We start from the raw sequence: 24708 nt of genomic DNA, 5'->3' as shown, positions 1-24708 counted from the left end.
TTTTAAGAGGATGTTTTTTAAAGAAAAACAATATTAAACTTTAAAATTTATATGTATTCAATCCTACCTCTTCATTAAATTCCCTATCAACCATACCATCAATTACATCGATTACTAATTCACAGGTTGCACAAATAACAGCTTCATTTAAGTGTCCTCCGAAAGCTTTTAATTCATGGTCTGCTATTGTTCCATGAAGATGAAGATATGTCTCTCCATTCATAGTTGATATATTTCCAGTAATATTAGTGATCTCGTAGTCACCAACAAACTCTTTGGAAAAATATTCTTTTTTCTCCACATCAAATAGTCCCATCTTAACTCTGCCAGCTGCTCCAAGACCAGTAATAGAACCTAGCTTTATTTTTTGATCTTCACAAAACTTGCTTATTGTTTTAACAACCTCCTCCCCCCTATCAATTCGCATAACTATCTTGTTTCCAAATCTTTTAAAATTCATAATATACCTCCTGATTTTTTTGAATTTATAATTTATAAAAATTGCATAATTCTATTTTGGCTGGGTTGCATAATATATGTAGTTATACTTTAAAAATTTAAAAGCCAGATATAATAGATAGTTTTTGCACAAGGTAATTATGCAATTTCCTTATTTAACTATAAATCTTAAATTTAATTTGATCAATATCTAATTTCGAATCAACCATTATTTCGTCAATTTTGATATTAGTTCCTAGTAATTTTCTGACTTCTTCTTCAATATATTCATTGTTATCTTTGAAGAATAATTCTCTATTATAATTGACTAACTGTATATTTTGAATATTATTAAGTAAAGTCTTTTCATATAAGGTTCTTGTTTCAAAAAATTGAACAGTTAGTATATCTCCTTGAATAAAAGCCTGAACATTTTTGGGTCCCTTCCCGGTAGATGATTTAATAAACTTAGCCATAACAGTTTGAATTTTTTGTTCCAATTCCTTTTTCCTATTTTTTTCAAGAATTAGTGAATTGACAATGGTGTCTTTAGATTTTATCTTATATAACTTTAATGCTGATTCTTCCATTGCTTTAATTAGTTCTTTTGTATCTATAGGCTTTACAATATACTTATCAATACCAACATCTATAGTATGGATAACTGACTCTACATCAGATATAGCTGTTGTAATAATAATTGGAGATATACTGTCAATATTTCTAATTTTTTTTGCCATTTCTATACCATCGATTTTAGGCATTTTTAAATCTGTAATAACAATATCAGGTTGATGTTGCTTAAATTTCATTATTCCCTCTTCACCGTCAGATGCAAGATACAGCTTTCCAACCCGCCGTTTAATGAATTGTGCTAATTGTTCCCTTACTAATTCTTCATCCTCTACATATAAGACTTTAAGGTTATATAGAATACTTTTATTTGTATTATTCATTTTTATCAACTCCATTTTGGGGAATTATAATAGATACACATAAACCATTATTTTGATTGTATATATCTATACTTCCATAAAAATTTTTTTCAATAATAACCTTTGACATATAAAGTCCTAGTCCTGTACCTTTTCCTTTACTTTTGGTTGTAAAATATTGCTGAAAAATGTGATTAATAATGGTCTTATCAACACCTTTGCCATTATCTTCAATCTCAACTATTTGATTATGTTCGTCTTTGAAAATTCTAATATCAATTTTTCTTTTGCTTGATCTATTTTCTATTAAAGCATCAATTGAATTTTGTAAAATATTAAAGATTACTTGTGAATATTGATTGGGATGCCCATAAATCATACTATCCTCAATCAAATGAATATTTAATGAAATCTCATTTAACTTCAACTTTTCATAAAGAAAATCAACTGTTAATTCAATGTTTTCTTTCACTGAAAATAATTTTTCCTCACTTTTAGGATTAAAAAAGTACCTAAAATCATCTATTGTTTGAGACATTCGCCTGATAAGCTTCTGAGATTTTTCAACTAATTCTTCTAAATATTCCTTTGTCAATTCCCCATAGTAATATGCATCCTCTATGTTTGCGAAAATCAACCCAAGACAGCTTAAGGGTTGTCTCCATTGATGCGCTATATTTCCAATCATTTCCCCCATTGCTGCAAGTCTTGATTGATAAATCATTAGAGCTTCTTTTTTTCTATTTTCATCTACCTCTTTTTTAAACATTTTTTCTAGCTTGATATTTATTTCTTCCAGTTCTAAGGCAATTCGATTTTTGTTTTCTATCTCAGAATGATAATTATTTGGATTTTTTTCAACATTATAAATATCTATATTATTTTCATCAATTTCATCTGAAATTTCAGTTGCAACTTGATTAATGATTTTTCTAAATCTCTTCTCACTTCTTTTTAAAGCTTCTTCTTGTATCTTTTTATTGGTAATATCCCTAGCAATTAAAATTAATTTTAATTGCCTTTCAAGATTAAAAAGATGGGCACTAACCTCTACAGGTATTTCTCTGCCATTACTGGAAATAAGGGTATCTTCAAAAATGATAAATTTATCACTTTTTAAGGATTTCACAATATTTTTGAATTTTTCTTTATTTCCATCTACAGAAATATCCAAATATGACTTTTTTAATAGGGTTGCCTTATTATATTCAAGGCTCATACAAGCCTTTTTATTTACTTCTAAAAACTCTGTAGGCAAATTATTGTCATCTAGATTCAAAACAAAAGTACAATCACTTCCGCTGTTAAAAAGCCTTTCGTATTTTTTTTTGCTGCGAATTAACTCTTTCTCAAGGGACTTTCTTTCTTCTATGTCTTTTTCTAATTCTTTATTTAAGTCATTGACTTGCTTTAATAGTTTTGTCTCCTTTTCCAATTGTCTTTTTCCCTTTTTAATCTTATATATATAAAACATACATGAAATAAAGATTAAAATAATAATAAGATTCAACATTAAAATTTTATATGTACGATTCCGAATAAATTGAGTCATTTCAACATAATCCATAGAAACAGTTACAATCCAGAACTGATTATCAATTCTTACAGGAGAGTAGGCACTAAACTTTTTTATTCTCCTTCTCTCTTTATCATGATACCAAAAAGAGTGATAAACGCCAACTCCTGATCCTCCCGCCATTTGCTCCTGAACCAATTCGTCCAGCTCTGACCAATCATAATCTGGAAATTCCTGTCTTCTAGCCTTCATTACATTTACACCTAAATCCTCCTTTTTAGGATGCATTAATAAAACTCCATTTTGGTCTTTAACAGAAGCATAACCATTTTCTCCCGTTCGAATAGCCTTAACCAATTTCTCATAGATTTTATCTAGACTAATCTTAATACATACAATTGCTTCAATTTTCGAATTATAATACACTGGCTCATATATTCTAATATAAAGCTGACCATTATGAGAATAAACTCTGCTGACAATTGGGGATTTCACCTTTAAGACTCTTGTCATATCTTCTGAGCGATAAGGATAAGTTGATACATCGTTTTTGGGATAACTATCAATCACCTGAAAATCTGTACTTAATAATTGTATTCTATCAATATCATCTTTTTGGATTATATAATAATTTTCCAGACTATCAAATTTAGTTTTTAATTTCTTTGATACCATATATTTTTTAAATTGCTCTTTAAATAATTTATTTTTAGTAATAATTTCTAAATTTTCACTATGATATTCAAAAAACCTTTCAATACTACTAGATACAGATTTTGATATTGTCAATAATTGCTGCTGTTCCTTTGAGATAATATGCCCCTGTATATCTTCATAATTTATATATGAAGTTATTAAGATAATTCCCATAACTACAACTGTGGCAAATATTAATTTTAATAGGTCCTCTGTATCTTTTTTGATTGTCATGATGGTTTCCCACTCCTCAATGAAATTATAAAATAAGAAAATGGCATAAGATTAAATACTCATGTAAATTTAATTACACAAGAATATTAGCTTATGCCATAAAAAGTTTGAAAGCTTATACTTAAGGTTAAATACTTTCCCTCACCGTATTTTTCTTTTTATTAATCATATCCTTTATAAAGGGAAAAGCTATTGAAAGCACAGTTAATATTAATAGTACTATTGAAACACCAGAATTTAAAAAGGCACTTAAATCACCGTCAGAAATCGTCAAGGTTTGTCTAAAGGATTGTTCCATACTATTTCCGACAATAGCCGCTAAAATAAGGGGTGCAGTAGGTATTTTAGCCTTCGACATAAAATATCCCATGGCACCAAATATTACAAGCAAGTAAAAATCCACAACACTATTGCTAATTGCAAAAGTTCCAATGAAGGCAAGTCCCAATACAATTGGGTATAAAACCCTTGGAGGAATTGATAAAACCCTTACTAGAATCCCTGCCATAGGGATATTTATAAGAGCAAGCATTAAATTACCTAAAAACATACTGGCGATAAGCCCCCAGGCTAAATTAGGATGTTGTTGAAAGAGCATAGGTCCAGGTTGAATCCCCAGCATAAGTAGTGCTCCCATCATAACAGCAGTCGTTCCCGAACCAGGTACTCCAAGGGTTAACATAGGTATTAATGCACCTACCGATGCTGCATTGTTTGCTGATTCTGGTGCAGCAAGTCCTTCAATAGCACCCTTACCAAATTCTTCTGGATGATCAGATAATTGTCTTTCGTTATTATAAGCCATTAAAGAAGCCATTGTTCCTCCAGCTCCAGGCAAGGAACCAATAAAAAACCCTAAAGGAATACTTCTAAGGATTGGCCATTTACTTCTTTTCCAATCTTCCTTGCTTATCCATATCCTTTTAAATTTCCTTTGCATTTGTTTCTTTCCTTCTTTAATGGTCTTAAAACTTTTAAATACTTCTCCTAAAGCATAAATCGCTATAATTACAACTAAAAAATCTATTCCTGTCTGTAATTCTAATATTCCAAATGTAAATCTCTCTATACCCGACTGGCCATCTATGCCAATGGTTGATATCATAAGGCCTAAAAACATTGATATGAACCCTTTGGTAAGATTCCCCTTTGCCATGGATGCTGTTGCAGACAAGGCAAAAACCATAAGCATGAAATATTCAGCTGGCCCAAATTTCAATGCAAATTTTGCCACAGGCTGTGCCACTAAAACCATAATCACTGCTGCTATTAAGCCACCTATAAGAGAAGCAATAGCAGATATGGCAAGGGCAGCCTCAGCTCTACCATTTTGAGCCATGGGATATCCATCAAAGGTTGCAGCTATAGCAGCACCATCCCCCGGCGTATTAATTAAAATAGAACTCCTTGATCCTCCAAACATAGCTCCATAATATATACCACACATTGTTATTAATGCTGCTTCTGGTCCCATTGAAAATGTTATTGGTAAAAGTACTGCAACCCCAGTTGCTGGCCCCAATCCCGGAAGCATGCCTATAATTGTTCCTAAAATTCCACCTATTGTCACCCACATTATATTAATCGGCTGCAGGGCAACAGAAAATCCATGTAATAAATAACCCAACATATCCATATTTGTCACCTCTACTATATATATATAAATGGTATAGAAGGTAAAGTAATTCCTAAGAATTTTGAAAAGGTTATATATATCAAGACACTAAAACTCACTGATATAATTGTATTCATCTTCCATTTCTCTTTACCTCTAAATAATAATAACATCATTTCCAAGAAAAGTATTGTTGATAGTACATACCCTAATTTATTAAAAGTAAGAGCATATACAATACATATGCAGCAAGTATATAATATTAATTTTAATGATTGATCATTCTTTGTCTTTTTTTCTACAAATAATTTAAACCCTGTCTTTTTAACTTCTTGAATTATTAAACTGCCACCAAAACAAATTAAAAGTATACCAAGTACAATAGGAAAAACCTTGGGTGCCATTGGTTTTCCAATGGTGGCATCAGGTAATAAATAGGCTTGCAGAGTATATACTATTCCAATAATAAATGATAAAATTCCTGCTAATAATGATAAGTTCACCCTTTTATCACTCCCTTAATTAATTGAGGAAATTGCATAATTATCTCTTATAAAACCTTTACTTTTCTTTCAACATTCCTATATCATTAAGAATTTCTTTATATTCTTCATTTGTTTGATGTAAGAACACTTCAAACTCTTCTTTATCTAAGTATACTTCATCCCAATTATTCCTTTCACATGCCTGAGCCCATTCCTCGGTCTTAACCATCTTAGCTATAGCATCTTCCCAAAATTCTACTGCATAATCAGGCATTTGAGGTGGTCCAAATAGGCCTCTCCAATTTACAAAGGTTGCTTCTATCCCTTCTTCTTTACAAGTTGGAATTTCTGAAACTATTCCAGTACCAATTTTTTTATCTGCAGTTTGAGCAAGGGCTTTTAAATCTCCACTTTCTAGTAATCCCTTTACTTCGCCCAGTCCAGTAGAGAATAAATCAATATGCCCTCCTAAAATTTGTGCTGCTCCAGATTCCTGGAAGCTTACATAATCAATTTCTTTAATGTTTTCAACACCGGCTGCCTTGGCCATTAATAGAAATTGAATATGATCCATACTACCAGCCGATGAACTCCCACCAATTTTTACACTTTTAGGATCCTTTTTAAGTGCTTCCATTACATCTGATATACTATTATATTCAGAATCCTTTGCAACTACAAATACTCCATAATCAGCAATTAATCTTGCAAGGGGTGTAGTATCCTTATAACTAAACTCAGTTGAGCCATTTAAATTGATCAATAAAAGAGGTGGTGAATATACTGAAATCAAAGCATCACTGCCTTTATGTTCCTGCATATAGGCAAGATTTACTCCTCCTCCTCCGCCTGGTCTATTTGTAACTGGCATTGGAACTGGAGATATTTTTGTATCTTGTAATACCTTTGCTACTGTACGAATAGTAAGGTCCCATCCTCCACCAGCTCCACTTGGGGCAATAAATTCCATTGCCTTTTTAGGATATTTTTCATTACCTGATGATTCGCCTGTACTAGCATTCTTTGCTCCACAACCGGTTAAAATAGCTGCTCCTATTAAGCTTACTGCTAAAACACCTGATAAAATTTTCTTTTTTAAAGACATTTCAAATCCTCTCCTTTTTATATTTCTTCATTTGAAATACGCTTTGGCAGTAACTTCTATATATTCAAGCATCTCCTCAAGACTATGGGCTCTACTTCTTGCACATAACCAAACGTATTTATCACATAAAAAGCATTTTCTTTCAGGAATTCCAATTAATTTTCTTCCAATAGAATTTCCCGATGAATCAAACACATCAAAGTCATATATTCTTCCAAGTCCATCTTTTTCTTCTATATTTACACAAAGTTTTTTCATATTATGGGCCTTTGCTTTAACCACTAAAAAAGCCTCGGGTCCAGTATTCTTAAAAGATAGACTTTGAAAAATAATAGGTATCCTATATTCCTTCATAGTAGCTTTTAATAGTTTTAGTCCATTATTAAATATCTTTCTATATAGCAGGCTGTCTTTTTTAGGACCTGGAATATTTAGCTTAAATGTAATTAAGGTATTTTTATATTCTTTTATAAGCTTTTTTTGGTAAATTACTCTTCTTTCTCTGTCTCTTAGAATAATTTCAATATTTTTATTGGCAAACATTGTTTGTATCAATCCTGTTTGATTTGATAAATTATATCAATAATGCTTCCATCACGATATTCAACTACAGCAACAACTTTATCTGTATATTCGATTGGCTCTGGTGTTCCTACAATATCTGCCGCCATATTTTTCAGCTCTTCTATTGTAAGTATTGGGATACCCTTTCCCTTTAACCTTTCAATTAAATCTGTCCTCCTTGGATTTATTGCCACTCCCCTTTCTGTTACTAAAACATCTACTGTTTCTCCCGGTGTAATTATGGTATTAACACGATCAACAACCGTTGGAATTCTACCTCTAACTAGGGGGGCAACTATTATTGACATCTTTGAGCCTGCTGCTGTATCCGAATGTCCTCCCGATGCTCCTCTTATTACTCCATCGGAACCGGTAATAACATTAACATTAAAGTTTGTATCTATTTCAAGGGCACTTAGTATAACTATATCTAATTTGTTTACGAAGTTTCCTTTATTATGGGGATTAGCATACATTGATGCATCTATTTCATGGTGATTTGAATTCTTTATAATTGATTCACATGAATCTATATCGAAGGTTTGTGTATCAAATAGATGTTCTATTAGTCCTTCTTGATTCAGTTCAACCATAGGTTTTGTAATTCCACCAAGGGCAAATTTAGCCTTTACTTTTTTCCTTTTCATTTCTTCCTTTAAAAATCTTGTAACTGCTAAGGAAGAACCTCCTGAGCCTGTTTGAAATGAAAAGCCCTCTTTAAAATATCCTGAATTAACTATAACTTTATTTGCATATTGTGCTATTAATAATTCCTTTGGATTTTTAGTATATCTAGTTGCACCTGAAGCAATTCCCTTAGAATCTCCTATAGAATCTATCTTCACTACATAATCTACTTCTGTCTGCTTTATACTTGCAGGGAAATTAGGATAATCAACTAAATCATCGGTAATAATGACTACTGTATCAGCATATTTAGCATCAACTTTTGCATATCCTAAGGAACCACATATGGTTTTCTCTCCTTTACCGCTGGCATTTCCATATTCATCGCATCTAGGGACCCCTAAAAAAGCAATATCTATTTTTATTTCTCCCGATTCTATGGCCCTTGCCCTACCACCATGGGATCTTATTATTACGGGGTTTTCCATTACTCCATTGGAGATAGCCTCAGCCAATTTTCCCCTTACACCACTGGTATATATCCTTGTAATCACACCATTTTTCACATACTTTAATAAAGATTCATGAATAGTTGTTAGGGAGCTGGGAGCTATGGTAATGTTTTTGATTCCCATTTGAGCTATTTTATCAATTACCATGTTTATGATATAATCTCCATTTCTAAAGTGATGATGGAAGGAGATTGTCATTCCATCCTTTAATCCTGCTTTTTTTATTACTTCTTCTATGCTTTTTAATACTTTGTTATCCTTTGGTTTTATCTGCTTTAATAAAGGGGCCGCTTTTCTTCCAACAGGCTCTTTATCAAAGGGTTTATTATATATAGAAATTTCTTTGTATCCTATTATATTTTCTGGAATTTCTCGTCCAACAGAATTTTTCATTTCTCTGTCCCTCCTTTTACATTTCAGATGCTTTTGCCAATTCAAGTATCCTCTGGGCCCTTTCAACAATGGGCTTGTCAATCATTTTTCCCTTTAATGAAACTACTCCTAATCCTTTTTTTTCGGCTTCTTCTATGGCATTTATTACTTTTTTTGAATGCTCTATTTCCTTTTCTGTTGGGGCATATATTTCATGAACTGGAGCAATTTGCTTTGGATTAATTATGGATTTTCCATCAAAGCCCAATTGCTTTATTAGCTCAACTTCTCTACGAAAGCCCTCTTCATTATTGATATCGGAGTATACTGTATCTAATGCATATATACCTGCTGACCTGGCAGCTACTAATATTTGACTCCTGGCATATAATAGCTCAATGCCCTCTGGGCTTCTTTTTGTTTTCATATTTGTTACAAAGTCTTCAGCTCCAATTGCAATTCCCATTATCCTTGGACTAGCCTTTGCTATTTCCTGTGCATTTATTACTCCAAGGGCACTTTCAATTGCCGCCATCATCTTTATTGTTCCAACTGGCATTCCAATTTCTTTTTCAGTTTCTTCTATTATTTTCTCTACATCTAATATATCCTTTGCTGTTTCTGTTTTAGGTAGTCGAATAACATCTACACCGGCACGAACCATGGCTTTAACATCATTTTTCCCATAGGGTGAATCAAGGCCATTGATTCTTACAACTATCTCCATATCTCCATAGTCAATATTTTTTACTGCATTATAGACCAAGAGTCTTGCTGAATCCTTTTCTAATAGAGATATAGAATCTTCTAGGTCAAACATTAAGGAATCTGCTCCGTAAATATGGGCTTCTGCAAGCATACCAGGGTTACTTCCAGGAACATACATCATTGTTCTTCTTAGTCTTTTTTTCATCTAAAATAACCCCCAATCTATTTCATTTTCCTTCATAGCTGCCCTCATAACTGCACTTTGAACCCTGGCACGTATAGTACAGTCCAATGCGCCACGATCAATAGCCCTTACAACAACATCTGTCACTTCTAGCTCCTTAAGTGTTTTTAAAATCGCCTTTCTAATCTGATTACCAAATTGCTTTTCAACGGAGCTTTTTAGATAAATTTTTATTCCTTTTTCCTGATTCTTTTCTACAACTACATTTATATCACTTGACTCCATTGTTCCTGCCATTCCTGTTTTCTTTATTTGCATTTCATCACCCCTTGTTAATGTCTTCTATCTAATGATTTTCTTTGAATTTTATTAATTACTTTCTTACCCTCCTGGGAAAGTAAAAAGTCATAGGTTGATTTTGGAACAAGAGATTTTATTTTTTCTATTTTCCCTTTATCAATAAGCTCCCTTACCCTTGAAGCACTAATATATCTTCCTTCAATAGCCTTTCTTGGAATTTCCTCTACCATAACTCCATACTTTGGCAGTATCTTTTTCATGGTTTGATTGTATTCATTGGTTATTGGGCAGTAGGGCTCATGTCCAACATATCTTATGTTAATACCAAGGCATGAGGCTATATATTTACCAAAAATCTTTAGATCCAAGATTGTGTGAATCTTTACTGCCTCTGTCTTTTCCTTTATAAAATATGAGGGAAAGGTAGAATTTGAAATTATATAATCACCACCTTTATGTATTATCAAATTTTTAATATCTTTTGTTCCCTGGATTATCATTTTCTTTCTGGCTTCATATGGAAAGCTGGATTCCTCAGAGGATAAAACAAATATATGTAAATAGTCACTTTCCCCAGCTACCTTTTCAATTAAATATCTATGACCTAAAGTAAATGGATTGCCATTCATTACAATAGAACTTATCCTTTCACCAATTCTTTTATCTTTTGATAATCTATCTAGATATTTCTTTAAACCATCGGGGCGATTTTCCATTAAAGCAACCCCATTTTTTATCTTTTCAACCACATAGAACCCTAAGTTTTCAAAGCTTTTTTGGGCAGATGGTTTTGTAAACACAAATATGTCATTTACTCCATTGTGGTATTGAATTTTTATTAATTCTCCTATAAGTATATTAAAGATTTTTCCTCCCTGATAATCCTTGTCTACTGCTATACACCTTAATGTATTTCCCTTTATTCCTCCTGTGGCTATTAATTTTTCTTCATAAAATATTCCAAGCATTTCCTCTATAGTTGAATCCATACTCAATTCTTCCTTTTTTAAAAGCTTCAATACTTTTTTCATGGCTATTTCATTGTTAATATCTATCTTTTCTATTTGATATTTATTAGGTACCATGGTAATTTCTCCTTTTATAGGATAAGATAAGTTTCATAACAAAAAAGGTCAGCATATAAAGCTCCTAGAATTTTCTAGGTGTTTTATATACTGACCTTTGAAAGCATAACAATATATCGATATCTTTCGCATTATCAATATAAAATATTTAATTATAATTACTTTTGTAAATATTTTCCTATTCCTATCTTAATCTATAGTCTGCTAACAGCATCTATAATAAGCTTAGGCTATTAAAGAAAACATTTTCATTGCCTGAATAGATTATACTATAAATGTAAATTTTGTACAAGGGGTTTTTTCCAAATACTTTAAGTGTTAATTTTTCAATTTTTCAATATAATACAGCATTATTGTAATAGCCAATAAATCAGCAGAACCACCAGGACTTACCCATTTATTTATGCACCAGCTATTAAATTTCTCAATTTCTCTCTTCCCTTCATCTGAGAAAGCTCCACCCAATTCTATAATTTCTTTAGCACGGGCTTGTACCTGCTGAAGCATCAAATAATTATGCCTTCCAAGAATATTTGAATCTTCAGTCTTTGACATTAGGTGAAGTAATACATGAATCATCCTCTCGTTCAGTGACCCCTTTTTTAATTCCATTAATTTTTTAAATATAGGAAAACTAAATTTTAAAACAGTTTCAAATCCCGATGCCACTTCTCCACGTATTCCAGTAACCCCATAATTCATATACAGCTTTTCACCATAGGTTAAGGGATTCTTAATATTCCTGCCTGTAAGTTCTCTTTCTACTAAACCTTTAGTCATAAGTTTAACTTTTTCACAAATATTATAGGCACACCATATGGGATTTGGATCTTTCCCATATAGATATCCAACAACAGCTGACAAAATCCCCAGAGAAAATATAAGTCCTTTATGTGTATTAACTTTCTTTGTTATGGAAAACATCCTGTGTTCTCCACAGATACCAATAGGTCTGATAGTATCAAGCAAAGCATCAATATTCCCATCGTGCTCTATGCCAGCTAATGTACATAAATAAAAGGTTTCACCAAGTACAGAACTGCTGTCAATAAAGGTAAAAAAATCCATATCACTATGGGCACCGTTATCATTTCTATCCACTAGCCCTGGTTTTGGTGTGGCAGCAACTTCATATAAAAGTGATCTAACTGCTATAGCCTCTATTTCTTTTGCAAAATTATTTCTGTCTGTCAAAATATCACTCCTATTTATTATAAGTTGACTTTCGCTATATATATCCCTATGTATAGTAATAATATCTTTAAGGACTAGAAAATTTTCCTAAAAGAAAATTTTCTTTTGAGTGATTTTTATTATAACATATTAATTCAATCATCTTATTAAATATTTTTTTAAGAACCCACAATTTCAATATTATAGATTCTATCACATGTTTATACAATGCTTTCCAAGCATAGCAGCACCAATAATACCAGCTTCATTTCCCAGCTCCGCCAATACTATCTTCCCAATAGACAATGTCCTATAGTATTTATTTTTTGTAGCTTCTCTTCTAATTTTATCCAAGAGAAATTCTCCAGCCTTTGAAAGCCCTCCACCAATTACAAAAATTTCTGGATCAATTACACTTACAATATTTACAATTCCTGTTGCTAAATACTTCACCATTCTATCTACTGCTTGATTTGCAATTTCATCCTCTTTAAAAGCAGCTTCAAATATTACTTTTCCATCTAGTTTATCAATATTTTCATCTATTATCTTAGTAATAATAGTTTCTTTTTTCTCTTCTTTCATTAATTTCTTAGTATAGTTTATGAGTGCTGTAGATGATGCAAAGGTTTCTAAGCAACCATTTCTCCCACAATTGCAGTCATAATAATTTTCTCCAACAATCATATGTCCAATTTCTGAGGCTACACCATTAAAACCTGTATGTATCTTACCATCAATAATAACACCTCCACCTACTCCAGTTCCAAGGGTTATAAACACACCGCTTTTTTTATTCTTCATTGCCCCTGCTTCATATTCTGCTAGTCCAGCCAGTGTGGCATCGTTATCAATAAATGTGGGAATTCCAAATGCTTTTTCCATTGGTTCCTTTAGTTGTACATCTTTCCAATTCAAATTAACACATTGAATAACTTCTCCAGTATCTGGATTAAACAATCCTGGTATTCCTATACCTACTGCTTTTATTTCTTCCTTAGTTATTCCGTAGTCCTTAATAACTTCACTAATTAACTCAATAATATCTTTAATAATAGCTTCAGGTTGTCTTTGTCTTCTTGTTAATTTAGATTTTTGAAGTTTCAATCTACATCTATCGTCTACAATACCAACAGCTATATTTGTTCCTCCTAAGTCTACTCCTATAAACATATTTATCACCTCATTATTCAAAACCATTCAGTGTATATGGTCTTAAGATCCTATCTAAACTACATTTCTATTATAGTACTGTTTTCTATGGATTTTACCCCACTCATATTTTTTCTTTCTATATTGAAAAATTGCTGATAGTCTATATAATGAAGATATTTGTCTATATCCAAAACATTCTATAAAACTATACCCTACATATATTAACATAAATACCACAAAAAACTGTATATTAATAAATCCAAAAAAATACGCCAAAATGATAAAAACTACTCCAACTACTTCCAATAAACAAGATAACATCTCATAAATCACATAGTATAGAAAAGAAAATGTTCCAACTAAGCCATATTTGAGAGTATAGAAGAAGTTAATGTATCTAAGAACCCCACGACTTAAGGCGTGGGAGTGCCAGCCCTGTAACCATATCATTATAATATATTAATCTCAACAAATTCTCAACAAATTTTACCAATTACTTCATATGAAGCACTATATAAATTTACAAAATATCAAATTTTTACAAATAAATAATAGATGCTAGTTAATCTCGCATCTATTATTTTATATATGTCCAATCCACATTTTTTCTCTAATTTTTTTTAAGTTTGGACCAAATTCTTTATTAAGTTCTTTCCTATATTTTATATATATTTCAGCTAAATATATATCATGGACTATAAAGGATTCAGCCATTAGCATGAAGGCTTCATTTTCTGTCCATATGGCCTGGGTTTTATCTTCATTAAATATTACAAATAAGGATTCTTTTCCATCAGCTATGAGAGTCAACCACCTACCATGTTTTAATACATTTTGATCCATATCTTCCATTTCATGATAGTAGATTTTACCTACTTCATCATCTGTATCACCATATAAAACAGTAACTATTTCTATTCCCTGCTTTTCTAAAGCCTTTAAATCCTCTTTAAAAAACTCATAATCTTTGTTCCAGGTTTCTAGATATATAAACTTCTTAGAATTTGAAAGCACATTCTTTATTTTCCTATTTATATTTTCAATCCCTTCTAAATGTAATAAATAAGAAATATTATTGGATTGATTTACTTTTTTAAGATTTTTCTTTAAAAATCCTACAGTCTTGCTGACATTTTTTTTATAGGCATCTAAAAAGCTTTCAAATTCTAAGGCCACATATTTAACTGGATTATCACTTACTATATTAACTAGGTTTTTTTCTAAAAGCTTAGACATGACCTCATATATTTTTGCCTGGGGCACTCCAGATATCTTACTTAATTCATAGGCTGTTATATCAGTTTTTTTAAGAAGTGAAAGATAGGCTTTTGCTTCATATTTATTCAAACCTATATCCATCATCTTCTCAATAATTTTCTCTTCATCCATATATAAAAATCCTTTCAAAGGTTTACTGAACTACTATAGTTCCAGTTTTGCCTTCAATCCCTTCTTCAGCCTTTTCAAGAGCTGTTATGAGTGATTTTCTCCCTTTTTTGGATGCTGCAAATTTCATTGCTGCTCTAACCTTAGGAAGCATTGAACCTGGTGCAAAATGACCTTCTTCAATGTACTTTTCAGCTTCAGCTATAGTCATTTCTTTTAATTCCTTTTGATTAGGTTTACCAAAATTTATAGCAACCTTTTCAATAGCCGTTAAAATTATTAAATAATCAGCATCTAATATCTCAGCAATTTTTTCACTAGCAAAATCCTTATCTATAACTGCTGGGACTCCAACTAGCCTATTGCCCTCTGATATAACAGGAATTCCTCCTCCCCCAACAGTTATAACAACATGACCATTATCTACCAAAGTCTTAACAGTTTCTTTTTCTGCAACGTCTACTGGAATAGGTGATGGAACGACCCTTCTCCAGCCTCTGCCTGCATCTTCTTTTACTATATAATTTTTTTCCTTAGTCAATTTCTTAGCCTCTTCTTCTGTATAAAATGCTCCTATTGGTTTTGTAGGATTCTTAAAAGCTGGGTCATCCTTATCTACTATAACCTGAGTCACAATTGTTGCCACAGGTTTTTTGCTCCCTCTATTTAACAATTCCTCTCTGATAGCATTTTGAAGATGATATCCAATATATCCCTGGCTCATTGCCCCGCATTCTGGGAAAGGCATTTCCGGAGTTTTTGCATCAGTCTTAGAAGCTGTTTCCATTGCTAAATTTATCATTCCCACCTGTGGTCCATTTCCATGGGCTATAATTACTTCATTTCCCTTCTCTATTAAATCAACTATTGGCTTAGCTGTATTCTTTACTAGTTGTAATTGCTGCTGTGGTGTCTTCCCAAGGGCATTTCCACCTAATGCAACTACTATTCTCATTCTTTGTCCCCTCCTTAAATAAATAATATAGATATGTAATTGAGAAACTAAATAAGTGGATAATGGAGTAAGTTAAATTTCTTAATTACATATCTATAGTTGCTAGCCTCTAGCTATTTAAAATCTTATCTTCCAAATCATCAAAATTATAAAGAAAAAACCTTAAAAAGTCATATTCTAATAACTAGCAACTATTTTATTTTCTAAAAGACCTCTAAAAAACTATAGGATAATGCCTTCTATTTTCCTATAGTTGCCACCATCACAGCTTTGATTGTATGCATTCTATTTTCAGCTTCATCAAATACGACTGAATGCTTGCTTCTAAATACTTCATCAGTTACTTCCATTTCTTTCAATCCAAATTTTTCATAAATTTCTTTTCCCACTATTGTCTTAGTATCATGAAATGATGGTAAACAATGTAAGAAAATCACATCAGGATTTCCTGTTTGATTAATCATATCCATATTTACCTGATATGGTTTAAGCTGCTTAATTCTCTCTTCAAACTGATCTTCTTCACCCATTGATACCCAAACATCAGTATAGATTACATCAGCATCCTTTACACCTTCTTGGATATTTTCTGTGAATTCTATTATAGCTCCTGTTTCTTTAGCCACTGCCTTCATTTCTGACACCAATTCTTCTGATGGGAATAATTCCTTTGGAGCTATCCCTACAAAATGCATACCCATTTTGGCAGCACCAATCATCAATGAATTCCCCATATTGTTTCTTGCATCTCCAACATAAACAAATTTAACTTTATCAAGAGGCTTATCAACATGCTCCATTACAGTTAAGAAATCTGCAAGAATTTGAGTTGGATGATATAAATCAGTAAGTCCATTCCATACTGGTACTCCAGCATTAGCAGCCAAATCTTCTACTGTTTCTTGTTTAAATCCTCTAAATTCAATACCATCATAGAATCTTCCAAGAACCTTAGCAGTATCTTCAATTGATTCCTTTTTACCCATTTGGCTATTGCTTAAAAACGTAACTTGTGCTCCTTCATCGAAACCAGCCACTTCAAATGCACATCTTGTTCTTGTTGATGTTTTTTCAAATAATAATACTATATTTTTTCCCTCTAATAAATCTCCTTTTATTCCTGCTCTTTTCTTTCTTTTAAGATCCATAGATAAATCTAACAAATACTTAATTTCCTGTGGTGTAAAATCCTTTAGCGTAATAAAATTTCTTCCTTTTAAACTGATTGGCATTTTTGTTCCTCCTTTTTATTTTAAATTTTTTCTCTAAACAAAGGCATACTCATACATCTTGGGCCTCCACGGCCTCTCGATAACTCTGATGACGGCATAATATGCAATTTAATACCATGTTCTTCTAATAGTTTATTAGTAACATGATTTCTAGAATAAACTATCACTTCTCCTGGTGCAATAGCAAGGGTATTCGATCCATCATTCCACTGTTCTCTCCCTGCGTCTATCATGTTTCCAGCTCCACAACGAATTAAAGTAACTCTATCAATTTCAAGATATTTGCTAAGTATTTCACTAAGTTCTTTAGTTTCCTTATCTATTATTAGTTCTTCTTCATTTTCACCTTTTCTTATTGAATAAACTGTAAGTGGCCCCTCAATTTCAGGATGAATTGTAAATTTATCATAATCTACCATTGTAAATACTGTATCAAGATGCATAAATGCTCTTTTTTTTGGTATATCAAAGGCTAATACTACTTCAAAGCTTTCATTTTTTTCAAATATTCTCTTTGTAAGTTTTTCTATAGCCGCTGCCTGTGTTCTTTCAGATATTCCAATAGCAACTACCTTATCACTAAGCACCAGCTGATCTCCACCTTCTATAGAAGCATTTTCATCTCTTTTAAACCAAAATGGAATTTCTTCATTTTTAAACATATTATGATATTTAAATATGTATTTTGAAAACAGTGTTTCTCTATTTCTGGTAATCGTTTTCATATGATTGAGAGAAATTCCTGAGCCTATAGTTGCAAATGGATCCCTTGTAAAATATAGATTTGGCATAGGATCCACTATAAAAGGATATTCAGATTCAATCATATCTGATAGTGAAGTTTTTTCAAAATTTTTTATTTCATTCTTTCTAATACCTTCCATCATTTTACTAACCATTTTTTTATTAGATGAAAAGCTTAAAAGATACTCCTTTACAAGTTCTCTTTTTTTCCTACTCATTGGTTTTGCTTCTTCAATAAACTCATCAATAAATTTATTTTTAATAACATCATCAGTAATAGCTTGGGCAGTTAATTCTTCTAAATAAAATACATCAGCCCCATTATTCCTAAATATATCTGCAAATGCATCATGTTCCTGTTTTGCTATTTCTAAATAAGGGATATCATCAAATAGCAATCTATCCATAAGATCCGGTGTCAAATTTTCAATTTCTCTTCCTGGTCTATGAAGCAAAACCTTTTTCAAGCTTCCAATCTCTGAATACACCTGTAAAGCTTGATTATTCCCCATACTTAATCCCTGCTTTCATTTAGTTACTACCTAGGTAGTTATTAATTATATTTTGAGTATAATACGTCATTTTTCTTTTGTCAATAATTTTCTCACTATTCTATGAAATTTTCATACACTCCTTTATTTTACTTTAAAATGTTTATAATATCCTCAATTATCCAATAGAATCCCTTAAAATCAAAAAAACCCCCTTTATTTGGGAGTTGATTTTAAAAAATATTTATTTTTCAAGTTCCATACATATACCTGTTTCACTATCAATCAGTACAAATTTCTTATCATCGGTCAGTCCAATACCTACATTGTTATTCTTTAACAGCTCTACTATAATCTCAACTAATCCTCTAAGCTCTTCTGTAGCTTGTTCTTTGGTTTTTCCCACAACTAATCACCCGTCCTTTATTATATATTTATTATTTATATTATTATAAAATTCTACTTTTTCACAGCTTTAATGACAAATTTCCTTCTACTATCCCTATATTTATTATAATATATTTTTGTACTCTTGCAATCCAATATTATTTGATATGATTATGGAATCTTCTTATTTGAGAAACTTACGTAATTAACATCACTAATTCCAAGATACAATATGTAGACAATCCCCCTAACTCTTTCTACTACATTTTGTGTTTTGAGATTCTTTACATGTATTATGCAATTTCCTCATTTATATAAAATTTGATCTATTATTAAACTTTTTTACTATATTAAAAATAAATAAAAAAACTGAGATGATTGTCTCAGTTTTTTTTTGTTTGATAAAATGATGAAAACTGTTTTGCATGTTCATCAACCATTTTTTCTATAGATATATCTGTAAATGTATCATTTGTAAGTACATATACGGTAAAAGCTCCCAATATACTATTAACAAATGTTGCTGCCATCATTTTGGGATCTCCACTAATTTCTCCTTTTTCAGCTAACTCCTCAAAATAATTTATCAGCACTTCTTGAATTTCACGAGATAGCTTTAATCTTATAAATTTTCTTTCTTTATCTGCCAGCTTCATCTGTACTTTATATAGTTTTATATTATAAAAATATAAATCAAGAAATTTTCTTGATAATATTCTTATATTATCATCAAAATCATTATCCTTTATCTTATTTACTATTTCATCAACTTTTACTTCCCTTACATAGTTTTGAGTAGTTTCCTGAAATAAGTTTTCCTTCGTCTTAAAATGTCTAAATACAGTCAATTCATTCACTTTCGCTTCTTTTGCTATTTGTTTTGTAGTAGTAGAATAATATCCCTGCTCAGAAAATAGTTTTAATGCTACTTCCATAATCTTATAACTAGTTTTATTTTTTTTGCTCATAATATTATGCTCCCTCTTTTATAGAACCGTTACAGTAAAACCTAATTTACTATATACAAATATTATTATGTACATCACCATACAAAATCACTTAATCATGTTTTAAAGTTAAAAATCCATCTTATACACTCTAAAATATTTATCTAATTTTTAAAACTTTAACAATAGAAAATATTTTATTCCATATTTTCATACAATCAACAAGCTTTTTTCTATATTCAAAAAACCATTGACTAGTAATATAAATTCATTTGGTTTCTCATACATTGATGCATGACCACAATTCTTTATCACTAAAAACTTAGAACCCTTTATATTCTCATTAATATATTCCTGTTCTATTAAAGGAGTTATATAATCATATTCTGCTCCTACAATCAATGTCTCTGCCTTTATTTCTCTTAACATACTTCTAATTTCATAGCCCTCTGAACTTTTTGTAAGCCTAATCATAGAATTCAAAAAATCTCTATTAAATACATTATATAAAATCTTTCTCCTTTTTTCCATCCATTCATTATTTTCAGTATAAAATAATGGAGAATAAATATACGGTATAGATACATTATAAAATGTTTCTGGATCATAGGTCTTTGCTGCATTTATCCATCCTCTACCTATATCTCTAAGCCAAGGGGTAGTATAACTGGCAGTATTGAAAAGTATAAGCTTACCCACCAATTCTTTATATTTTATAGCAAATTGCATGGCTATTTCGCCACCATAGGATATACCTACAATATCAGCCTTTTTTATATTCATATGATTAATCAGGGCCTTTAATGCTTCCACCTGTAATTCATGACCGTATTTAATACCTTCCATTTTATCAGACTTTCCCTGATCTAAGAAATCAAATAATATTAGCTTTTTATTTTTTGACAGCTCCGGTATAAAAGCCTTCCAGCTTAAATGACTCATCATAATTCCATTTAATAATATTAGAGGTTCTCCATCTCCATAAATCTCATAATAGATTCTTTTATTATTATATCTTAATTCAGACATTTTAACACCTCTTATTCAATAATTTCTATGATTCACTTATTACCTTCACCAATAGCTCGGGAGCATCTATCATAGGTGAATGTCCACAGTCTTCTACTACTACAAGCTTTGCATTATTCCCTATGCTTTCTTTTAACTCCCTAGCTTCATCAACACAAACCAGTAAATCATCTTTACCTTGAACTATTATTGTAGGCATATTTATTCTATCTACCTCTTCTGTGCCCATAGTTAATCCATTATAATATTTAGATATATTAAACTTTGCCAAGCCATAATATACATCAATTAAATTTTTCTGAAGTAGACTTTCTTCTAAATGTATATCATATAATTCTGGATCTGGCTTCTTTTTATTGTATATTGCAGCACTCCAAACTTTTTTATAATAATCTCTATCTTTATTTTCTAATGCCCTCAGTAATTCTATTTTTATAGGATCTTCCTGAATTTCTTTTTTGGATTTAAGTAATGTTTTATTCCCATGGGCATCTACTGCATAGGAATGATATCCTGAAGCTGGTGCTGAGGCTATCAGAAATAGTCTATTTACCATATAACCATAACTTGAACAGAAAAGCATGCTTACAGCTCCTCCTGTTGACCAGCCTAATAAATCAAATTTTTCTAATCCCAGCTTATCTACAAATAATTTTAAATCTCCTGCAAAATCTCTTAAAGTATCTATTGGTCTATTATAGGTAGATCCTCCAAGTCCCCTCATATCCATTGCATAAACAGTATATTCCTCTGGTAAATCCTGTATTAACTCATCATAAAACTTGGAACTAGCTAAGTTTCCATGGAGTAAAACTATATTTTTCTCTCCTCCTATATATTGTCTATATCTATATGTTTCACCATTTAGTAATGTTATTTTCTTTATTTCTATAATTTTCACTCTTATCACCTCTTTCTATAATTTTAAAATTAAAATTTATGATTTGAATTTAATATTGCTTCGCTATATCAAACCAGTTTTCAATGCTTCTTTATAAAGCTCTTCTCTAAACTTCGGATGGGCTATACTAATAAGTTTATTAACACGATCCCTTATAGAAGTACCCCTTAAATTTACAACACCATATTCTGTAACAACATAGTCAACATCATTTCTAGATAAAGTTACAGCTGCACCAGCCTTCAATTGTGGAACAATTTTTGAAATCTCAACTCTTTCTCCTGTATCCTTATCTTTAATTTTTGTTGTAGAATAAAGAGCTATAAAAGCTCGGCCATTTTGGGATCTTTGGGCTCCTATAGCAGTATCCACCTGTCCTCCTGTTCCACTAAACTGCCTTGACCCTATAGACTCCGAAGCACATTGTCCAGTCAGATCTATTTCAATAGTAGTATTTATTGATACTTGATTATGGTTTTGCCCTACTATATAAGGATCGTTAACCCAATTTCCATCCATAATCATTATTGATGGATTATTATCCATAAAATCGTATAATTCCTTAGTACCAAGGGCAAATGCTGCTACCATCTTTCCCTTATTAAAGTTTTTTTGTTTACCAGTTATAACTCCTGCCTTTGCAAGCTTCATCATTCCCGTAGTAATCATTTCAGTATGAACTCCAAGATCCTTTTTATTCATCAGTGAAGCTGTAACGGCATTGGGAATACCTCCTATACCCAGCTGTATACAATCTCCATCATTAATATACTCAGCAATATAAGCCCCTATTTTTAAATCCTTTTCATTTGGCTGTGCATCGGGAATTTCCGGCACATCATAATCCACTTCAATCATGTAATCTATATCATTTACATGAAGTTCCACATCTCCAAAGGTTCGAGGAAGCTTGTTATTTATTTCTAAAATCACAAGGTCAGCTGCTTCTATCATTCTTTTTTCGTAAACATTACCCAAGGATAAGGATACAAATCCATGTCCATCTGGTGGCGTGGCATTTCCTATGTATACATTTGGTTTAATATAATCGAGTCTTCTTACTGCAGCTAAATGTAAGTGATTGGGTATATAAGAAATATTACCATTTTTATGGACCTTCCTCATACCTCCAGTATAAAACCAACCATCCATACGAAATGAATTTTTATACTTATCATTCATAAAATAATCAGCATTCACCGTTGGAAGACATGTGGTTACCGTTACGTTTTCCACTTCACTGGCAATACTATGTAAATTTGTAAGCAGCTCCTTAGCTTCTGATCCCCCTAAGCCAGTTACAATAGTATCATTTGATTTGATTTTTTTTAAAGCTTCTTGGGCGGATATTATCTTATTATTGAACATTTTCTTATACATCCCCTTTATTTAATTTATATTAAAGCTCGGCTATCCAAGTGAATTTCTTAGAAAAACCGAGCATATTTATTTTATATCTGATTTTTTCTTAATTGAGCGAATTGCATAATTACCTTCTCAAAAAACTAACTACTACATATTGTTTTGAAATCTCCGAAGCCATACCATCGAAATATATTTAATTATAAATAATTAAATTAAGAATGATATTCGCATATGCAATTTTGCCAAATTAGAGTTATGCAATTTCCTCAATTACTATTTTTTCAATATTTCATCTATTCCCATAAACTCTTCATATGGTTCCCAGCCAGAAAGCACATCGGGATTCATTCTAAAAAGAGACATTTCCTGGGTTCCCAATCTTTTTCCATTTGAATAATCTATAGCACCTCCAAATGGATTTTGTATTGGTGCTGATTCAAGGGCATCCATATAGGACTCCCAAGTAAGATTTTCTTCAACACGTTTCAATCCTTCAGTAAAGAAATGTGCTGCTATCCATCCTGTCATTGCATAAGCATTGCTACTTAAATCTTCATTTGATGTTTCCTGAATCCATTTTCTATAATCTTCTATAGCAGGTTTATTCATATCCACCCATGAATTACCATAAATCTCAAACTTACCAGTAACATCATCTTTTACAGCTTCAGTCATACGTTCATCACAGTTTACATATGTTGTTATAGCCGGCTTATCCATACCTTGCTTAGCAAGCTCCTTAGCTATCTGTGGAAAGGTTCCCTGGATTGCAGCAATAGCTACAACATCTACATCCTCATCCTTAAGCTTTGTTACAGCAGCAGAAACATTTTCTGCCCCTGGAGGAACCTGCTGTTCAACAATGGCTATACCTCCTATACTTTCAGATTCCTTCTTAATACCTGCTAATAAATCTTTTCCAGCATCATCATTGGTATAAATGACCCCTATTTTTGAAGCCTTAAATTCTCCTTTTGCCCAAGCTGCAATAATACGTCCTTCCATTGGATAAACTGGCTGTACAGGATATATGACCCTATCATTTCCTGTTGCATTTTCATTATAAAGAATACCAGTTCCAGTTGCAAAGTATATTGCTGGAATACCTGCTTCTTTAATATCATTTAAAGTCGCACCTACAATTGGGGTTCCAAAATGTCCAACTATAGCAAATACTTTTTCATCATTAATCATTCTATCAAGGGCCGCCTTACCCTTTTCTGGATTAAACTCATCATCCTGATGAACATATTCTACTATACGTCCATTTACTCCACCTGCCTCATTTATCATCTTAAAGTATGCCTCAATCCCTGCTTTAAATGGTACTCCTACTGGTGCCAAGGGTCCTGATGTTGCTATACTATTTCCTACTTTTACTGTTTTCTCTGTAACTCCCTGGGCAGTTTCTACACTTTCTCCACAAGCTGACAGAAAAATCGATGCTATTAATATCACAGCTAGCATTAAAGATAATTTTTTTTTCATTATTTTTTTCCTCCTTTTTTTATTTAGATCAAAGCTATTAGAAATTGTAAGTGAAAAATTTACTTTACAAATATCAGAA

Annotated in this window: 24 protein-coding genes; all 24 read right to left on the bottom strand. The window is 31.7% G+C overall.

Annotated elements, in window-relative coordinates; genetic code table 11:
- Nucleotides 1-40 precede the first annotated feature (40 nt).
- A complete protein-coding gene (locus tag B5X81_RS05050) occupies nucleotides 41-460 on the bottom strand; it encodes a PPC domain-containing DNA-binding protein (RefSeq protein ID WP_079489882.1) in 420 nt (139 codons plus the stop codon).
- 154 nt (nucleotides 461-614) lie between these two features.
- On the bottom strand, nucleotides 615-1394 hold the full coding sequence (locus tag B5X81_RS05045) for a Na-translocating system protein MpsC family protein (protein WP_170917286.1): 780 nt from the start codon (nucleotides 1392-1394) through the stop codon (nucleotides 615-617).
- Nucleotides 1387-3819, bottom strand: coding sequence for a cache domain-containing protein (locus B5X81_RS05040; RefSeq protein ID WP_079489880.1), 2433 nt, complete (start codon nucleotides 3817-3819; stop codon nucleotides 1387-1389). The genes B5X81_RS05045 and B5X81_RS05040 overlap by 8 nt, the downstream gene beginning before the upstream one ends.
- 127 nt (nucleotides 3820-3946) lie before the next feature.
- Nucleotides 3947-5455, bottom strand: coding sequence for a tripartite tricarboxylate transporter permease (locus B5X81_RS05035; protein WP_079489879.1), 1509 nt, complete (start codon nucleotides 5453-5455; stop codon nucleotides 3947-3949).
- 14 nt (nucleotides 5456-5469) lie between these two features.
- Nucleotides 5470-5937, bottom strand: coding sequence for a tripartite tricarboxylate transporter TctB family protein (locus tag B5X81_RS05030; RefSeq protein ID WP_079489877.1), 468 nt, complete (start codon nucleotides 5935-5937; stop codon nucleotides 5470-5472).
- 58 nt (nucleotides 5938-5995) lie between these two features.
- Nucleotides 5996-7024 carry a tripartite tricarboxylate transporter substrate binding protein gene (locus B5X81_RS05025; protein ID WP_079489876.1) on the bottom strand — a complete coding sequence of 343 codons (1029 nt, stop codon included), beginning with the start codon at nucleotides 7022-7024 and terminating at the stop codon, nucleotides 5996-5998.
- A gap of 27 nt (nucleotides 7025-7051) precedes the next feature.
- Nucleotides 7052-7567, bottom strand: a complete 516-nt coding sequence (gene citX / locus B5X81_RS05020) for a citrate lyase holo-[acyl-carrier protein] synthase (protein WP_079489874.1) — start codon at nucleotides 7565-7567, stop codon at nucleotides 7052-7054.
- 8 nt (nucleotides 7568-7575) lie between these two features.
- Nucleotides 7576-9120, bottom strand: coding sequence for a citrate lyase subunit alpha (citF, locus tag B5X81_RS05015; protein ID WP_079489873.1), 1545 nt, complete (start codon nucleotides 9118-9120; stop codon nucleotides 7576-7578).
- A gap of 16 nt (nucleotides 9121-9136) precedes the next feature.
- The gene (citE, locus tag B5X81_RS05010; protein WP_079489871.1) at nucleotides 9137-10012 is read right to left on the bottom strand and encodes a citrate (pro-3S)-lyase subunit beta; all 876 of its coding nucleotides are present in this window, start codon (nucleotides 10010-10012) and stop codon (nucleotides 9137-9139) included.
- A complete protein-coding gene (gene citD, locus B5X81_RS05005) occupies nucleotides 10013-10309 on the bottom strand; it encodes a citrate lyase acyl carrier protein (RefSeq protein WP_079489870.1) in 297 nt (98 codons plus the stop codon).
- Nucleotides 10310-10323: 14 nt separating this feature from the next.
- Complete coding sequence (gene citC / locus B5X81_RS05000) at nucleotides 10324-11376, bottom strand: [citrate (pro-3S)-lyase] ligase (RefSeq protein ID WP_079489868.1); 1053 nt, start codon at nucleotides 11374-11376, stop codon at nucleotides 10324-10326.
- A gap of 318 nt (nucleotides 11377-11694) precedes the next feature.
- Nucleotides 11695-12570: a triphosphoribosyl-dephospho-CoA synthase CitG gene (gene citG / locus B5X81_RS04995; RefSeq protein WP_244282007.1), complete on the bottom strand. Its 876-nt coding sequence runs from the start codon at nucleotides 12568-12570 to the stop codon at nucleotides 11695-11697.
- Between the two features lie 192 nt (nucleotides 12571-12762).
- Nucleotides 12763-13722, bottom strand: a complete 960-nt coding sequence (locus tag B5X81_RS04990) for an ROK family protein (protein ID WP_079489865.1) — start codon at nucleotides 13720-13722, stop codon at nucleotides 12763-12765.
- Nucleotides 13723-13776: 54 nt separating this feature from the next.
- Entirely contained in the window at nucleotides 13777-14154 is a 378-nt protein-coding gene (locus B5X81_RS27715; protein ID WP_139380251.1) for a hypothetical protein, read from the bottom strand.
- A gap of 132 nt (nucleotides 14155-14286) precedes the next feature.
- Nucleotides 14287-15093: a TrmB family transcriptional regulator gene (locus tag B5X81_RS04980; protein ID WP_079489862.1), complete on the bottom strand. Its 807-nt coding sequence runs from the start codon at nucleotides 15091-15093 to the stop codon at nucleotides 14287-14289.
- Nucleotides 15094-15115: 22 nt separating this feature from the next.
- Nucleotides 15116-16045, bottom strand: a complete 930-nt coding sequence (arcC, locus tag B5X81_RS04975) for a carbamate kinase (protein WP_079489861.1) — start codon at nucleotides 16043-16045, stop codon at nucleotides 15116-15118.
- Between the two features lie 239 nt (nucleotides 16046-16284).
- Nucleotides 16285-17277: an ornithine carbamoyltransferase gene (argF, locus tag B5X81_RS04970; RefSeq protein ID WP_079489859.1), complete on the bottom strand. Its 993-nt coding sequence runs from the start codon at nucleotides 17275-17277 to the stop codon at nucleotides 16285-16287.
- 20 nt (nucleotides 17278-17297) lie between these two features.
- On the bottom strand, nucleotides 17298-18533 hold the full coding sequence (gene arcA / locus B5X81_RS04965) for an arginine deiminase (protein WP_079489857.1): 1236 nt from the start codon (nucleotides 18531-18533) through the stop codon (nucleotides 17298-17300).
- 223 nt (nucleotides 18534-18756) lie between these two features.
- On the bottom strand, nucleotides 18757-18918 hold the full coding sequence (locus B5X81_RS27285; RefSeq protein WP_170917285.1) for a hypothetical protein: 162 nt from the start codon (nucleotides 18916-18918) through the stop codon (nucleotides 18757-18759).
- A 364-nt stretch (nucleotides 18919-19282) separates the two neighbouring features.
- Complete coding sequence (locus B5X81_RS04960; protein WP_079489856.1) at nucleotides 19283-19867, bottom strand: TetR/AcrR family transcriptional regulator; 585 nt, start codon at nucleotides 19865-19867, stop codon at nucleotides 19283-19285.
- Between the two features lie 189 nt (nucleotides 19868-20056).
- Nucleotides 20057-20875, bottom strand: a complete 819-nt coding sequence (locus tag B5X81_RS04955) for an alpha/beta fold hydrolase (RefSeq protein ID WP_079489854.1) — start codon at nucleotides 20873-20875, stop codon at nucleotides 20057-20059.
- Nucleotides 20876-20900: 25 nt separating this feature from the next.
- Complete coding sequence (gene phaZ / locus B5X81_RS04950) at nucleotides 20901-21776, bottom strand: intracellular short-chain-length polyhydroxyalkanoate depolymerase (RefSeq protein ID WP_170917284.1); 876 nt, start codon at nucleotides 21774-21776, stop codon at nucleotides 20901-20903.
- Between the two features lie 63 nt (nucleotides 21777-21839).
- The gene (locus tag B5X81_RS04945) at nucleotides 21840-23156 is read right to left on the bottom strand and encodes an acetyl-CoA hydrolase/transferase family protein (protein WP_079489851.1); all 1317 of its coding nucleotides are present in this window, start codon (nucleotides 23154-23156) and stop codon (nucleotides 21840-21842) included.
- 258 nt (nucleotides 23157-23414) lie between these two features.
- A complete protein-coding gene (locus B5X81_RS04940) occupies nucleotides 23415-24629 on the bottom strand; it encodes an ABC transporter substrate-binding protein (protein ID WP_079489850.1) in 1215 nt (404 codons plus the stop codon).
- Between the last annotated feature and the right edge of the window lie 79 nt (nucleotides 24630-24708).

Origin of the sequence: Maledivibacter halophilus (assembly GCF_900167445.1) — a bacterium.
GTDB classification, from domain to species: domain Bacteria; phylum Bacillota; class Clostridia; order Peptostreptococcales; family Caminicellaceae; genus Maledivibacter; species Maledivibacter halophilus.
The sequence above is the reverse complement of the archived record's forward strand: the minus strand, read 5'-3'. Positions and strand labels throughout refer to the sequence as shown.

What these genes read in the sequence shown, in the direction of transcription:
- argF (WP_079489859.1), bottom strand. Translation starts at nt 17,277, where the DNA reads ATGCCAATCAGTTTAAAAGGAAGAAATTTTATTACGCTAAAGGATTTT.
- B5X81_RS05025 (WP_079489876.1), bottom strand. Translation starts at nt 7,024, where the DNA reads ATGTCTTTAAAAAAGAAAATTTTATCAGGTGTTTTAGCAGTAAGCTTA.
- B5X81_RS05035 (WP_079489879.1), bottom strand. Translation starts at nt 5,455, where the DNA reads ATGGATATGTTGGGTTATTTATTACATGGATTTTCTGTTGCCCTGCAG.
- B5X81_RS27715 (WP_139380251.1), bottom strand. Translation starts at nt 14,154, where the DNA reads ATGATATGGTTACAGGGCTGGCACTCCCACGCCTTAAGTCGTGGGGTT.
- B5X81_RS05050 (WP_079489882.1), bottom strand. Translation starts at nt 460, where the DNA reads ATGAATTTTAAAAGATTTGGAAACAAGATAGTTATGCGAATTGATAGG.
- B5X81_RS04955 (WP_079489854.1), bottom strand. Translation starts at nt 20,875, where the DNA reads ATGTCTGAATTAAGATATAATAATAAAAGAATCTATTATGAGATTTAT.
- B5X81_RS04990 (WP_079489865.1), bottom strand. Translation starts at nt 13,722, where the DNA reads ATGTTTATAGGAGTAGACTTAGGAGGAACAAATATAGCTGTTGGTATT.
- citD (WP_079489870.1), bottom strand. Translation starts at nt 10,309, where the DNA reads ATGCAAATAAAGAAAACAGGAATGGCAGGAACAATGGAGTCAAGTGAT.
- B5X81_RS05040 (WP_079489880.1), bottom strand. Translation starts at nt 3,819, where the DNA reads ATGACAATCAAAAAAGATACAGAGGACCTATTAAAATTAATATTTGCC.
- B5X81_RS04945 (WP_079489851.1), bottom strand. Translation starts at nt 23,156, where the DNA reads ATGTATAAGAAAATGTTCAATAATAAGATAATATCCGCCCAAGAAGCT.
- B5X81_RS05045 (WP_170917286.1), bottom strand. Translation starts at nt 1,394, where the DNA reads ATGAATAATACAAATAAAAGTATTCTATATAACCTTAAAGTCTTATAT.
- citX (WP_079489874.1), bottom strand. Translation starts at nt 7,567, where the DNA reads ATGTTTGCCAATAAAAATATTGAAATTATTCTAAGAGACAGAGAAAGA.
- arcC (WP_079489861.1), bottom strand. Translation starts at nt 16,045, where the DNA reads ATGAGAATAGTAGTTGCATTAGGTGGAAATGCCCTTGGGAAGACACCA.
- citE (WP_079489871.1), bottom strand. Translation starts at nt 10,012, where the DNA reads ATGAAAAAAAGACTAAGAAGAACAATGATGTATGTTCCTGGAAGTAAC.
- arcA (WP_079489857.1), bottom strand. Translation starts at nt 18,533, where the DNA reads ATGGGGAATAATCAAGCTTTACAGGTGTATTCAGAGATTGGAAGCTTG.
- B5X81_RS04980 (WP_079489862.1), bottom strand. Translation starts at nt 15,093, where the DNA reads ATGGATGAAGAGAAAATTATTGAGAAGATGATGGATATAGGTTTGAAT.
- B5X81_RS04960 (WP_079489856.1), bottom strand. Translation starts at nt 19,867, where the DNA reads ATGAGCAAAAAAAATAAAACTAGTTATAAGATTATGGAAGTAGCATTA.
- citF (WP_079489873.1), bottom strand. Translation starts at nt 9,120, where the DNA reads ATGAAAAATTCTGTTGGACGAGAAATTCCAGAAAATATAATAGGATAC.
- citC (WP_079489868.1), bottom strand. Translation starts at nt 11,376, where the DNA reads ATGGTACCTAATAAATATCAAATAGAAAAGATAGATATTAACAATGAA.
- B5X81_RS04940 (WP_079489850.1), bottom strand. Translation starts at nt 24,629, where the DNA reads ATGAAAAAAAAATTATCTTTAATGCTAGCTGTGATATTAATAGCATCG.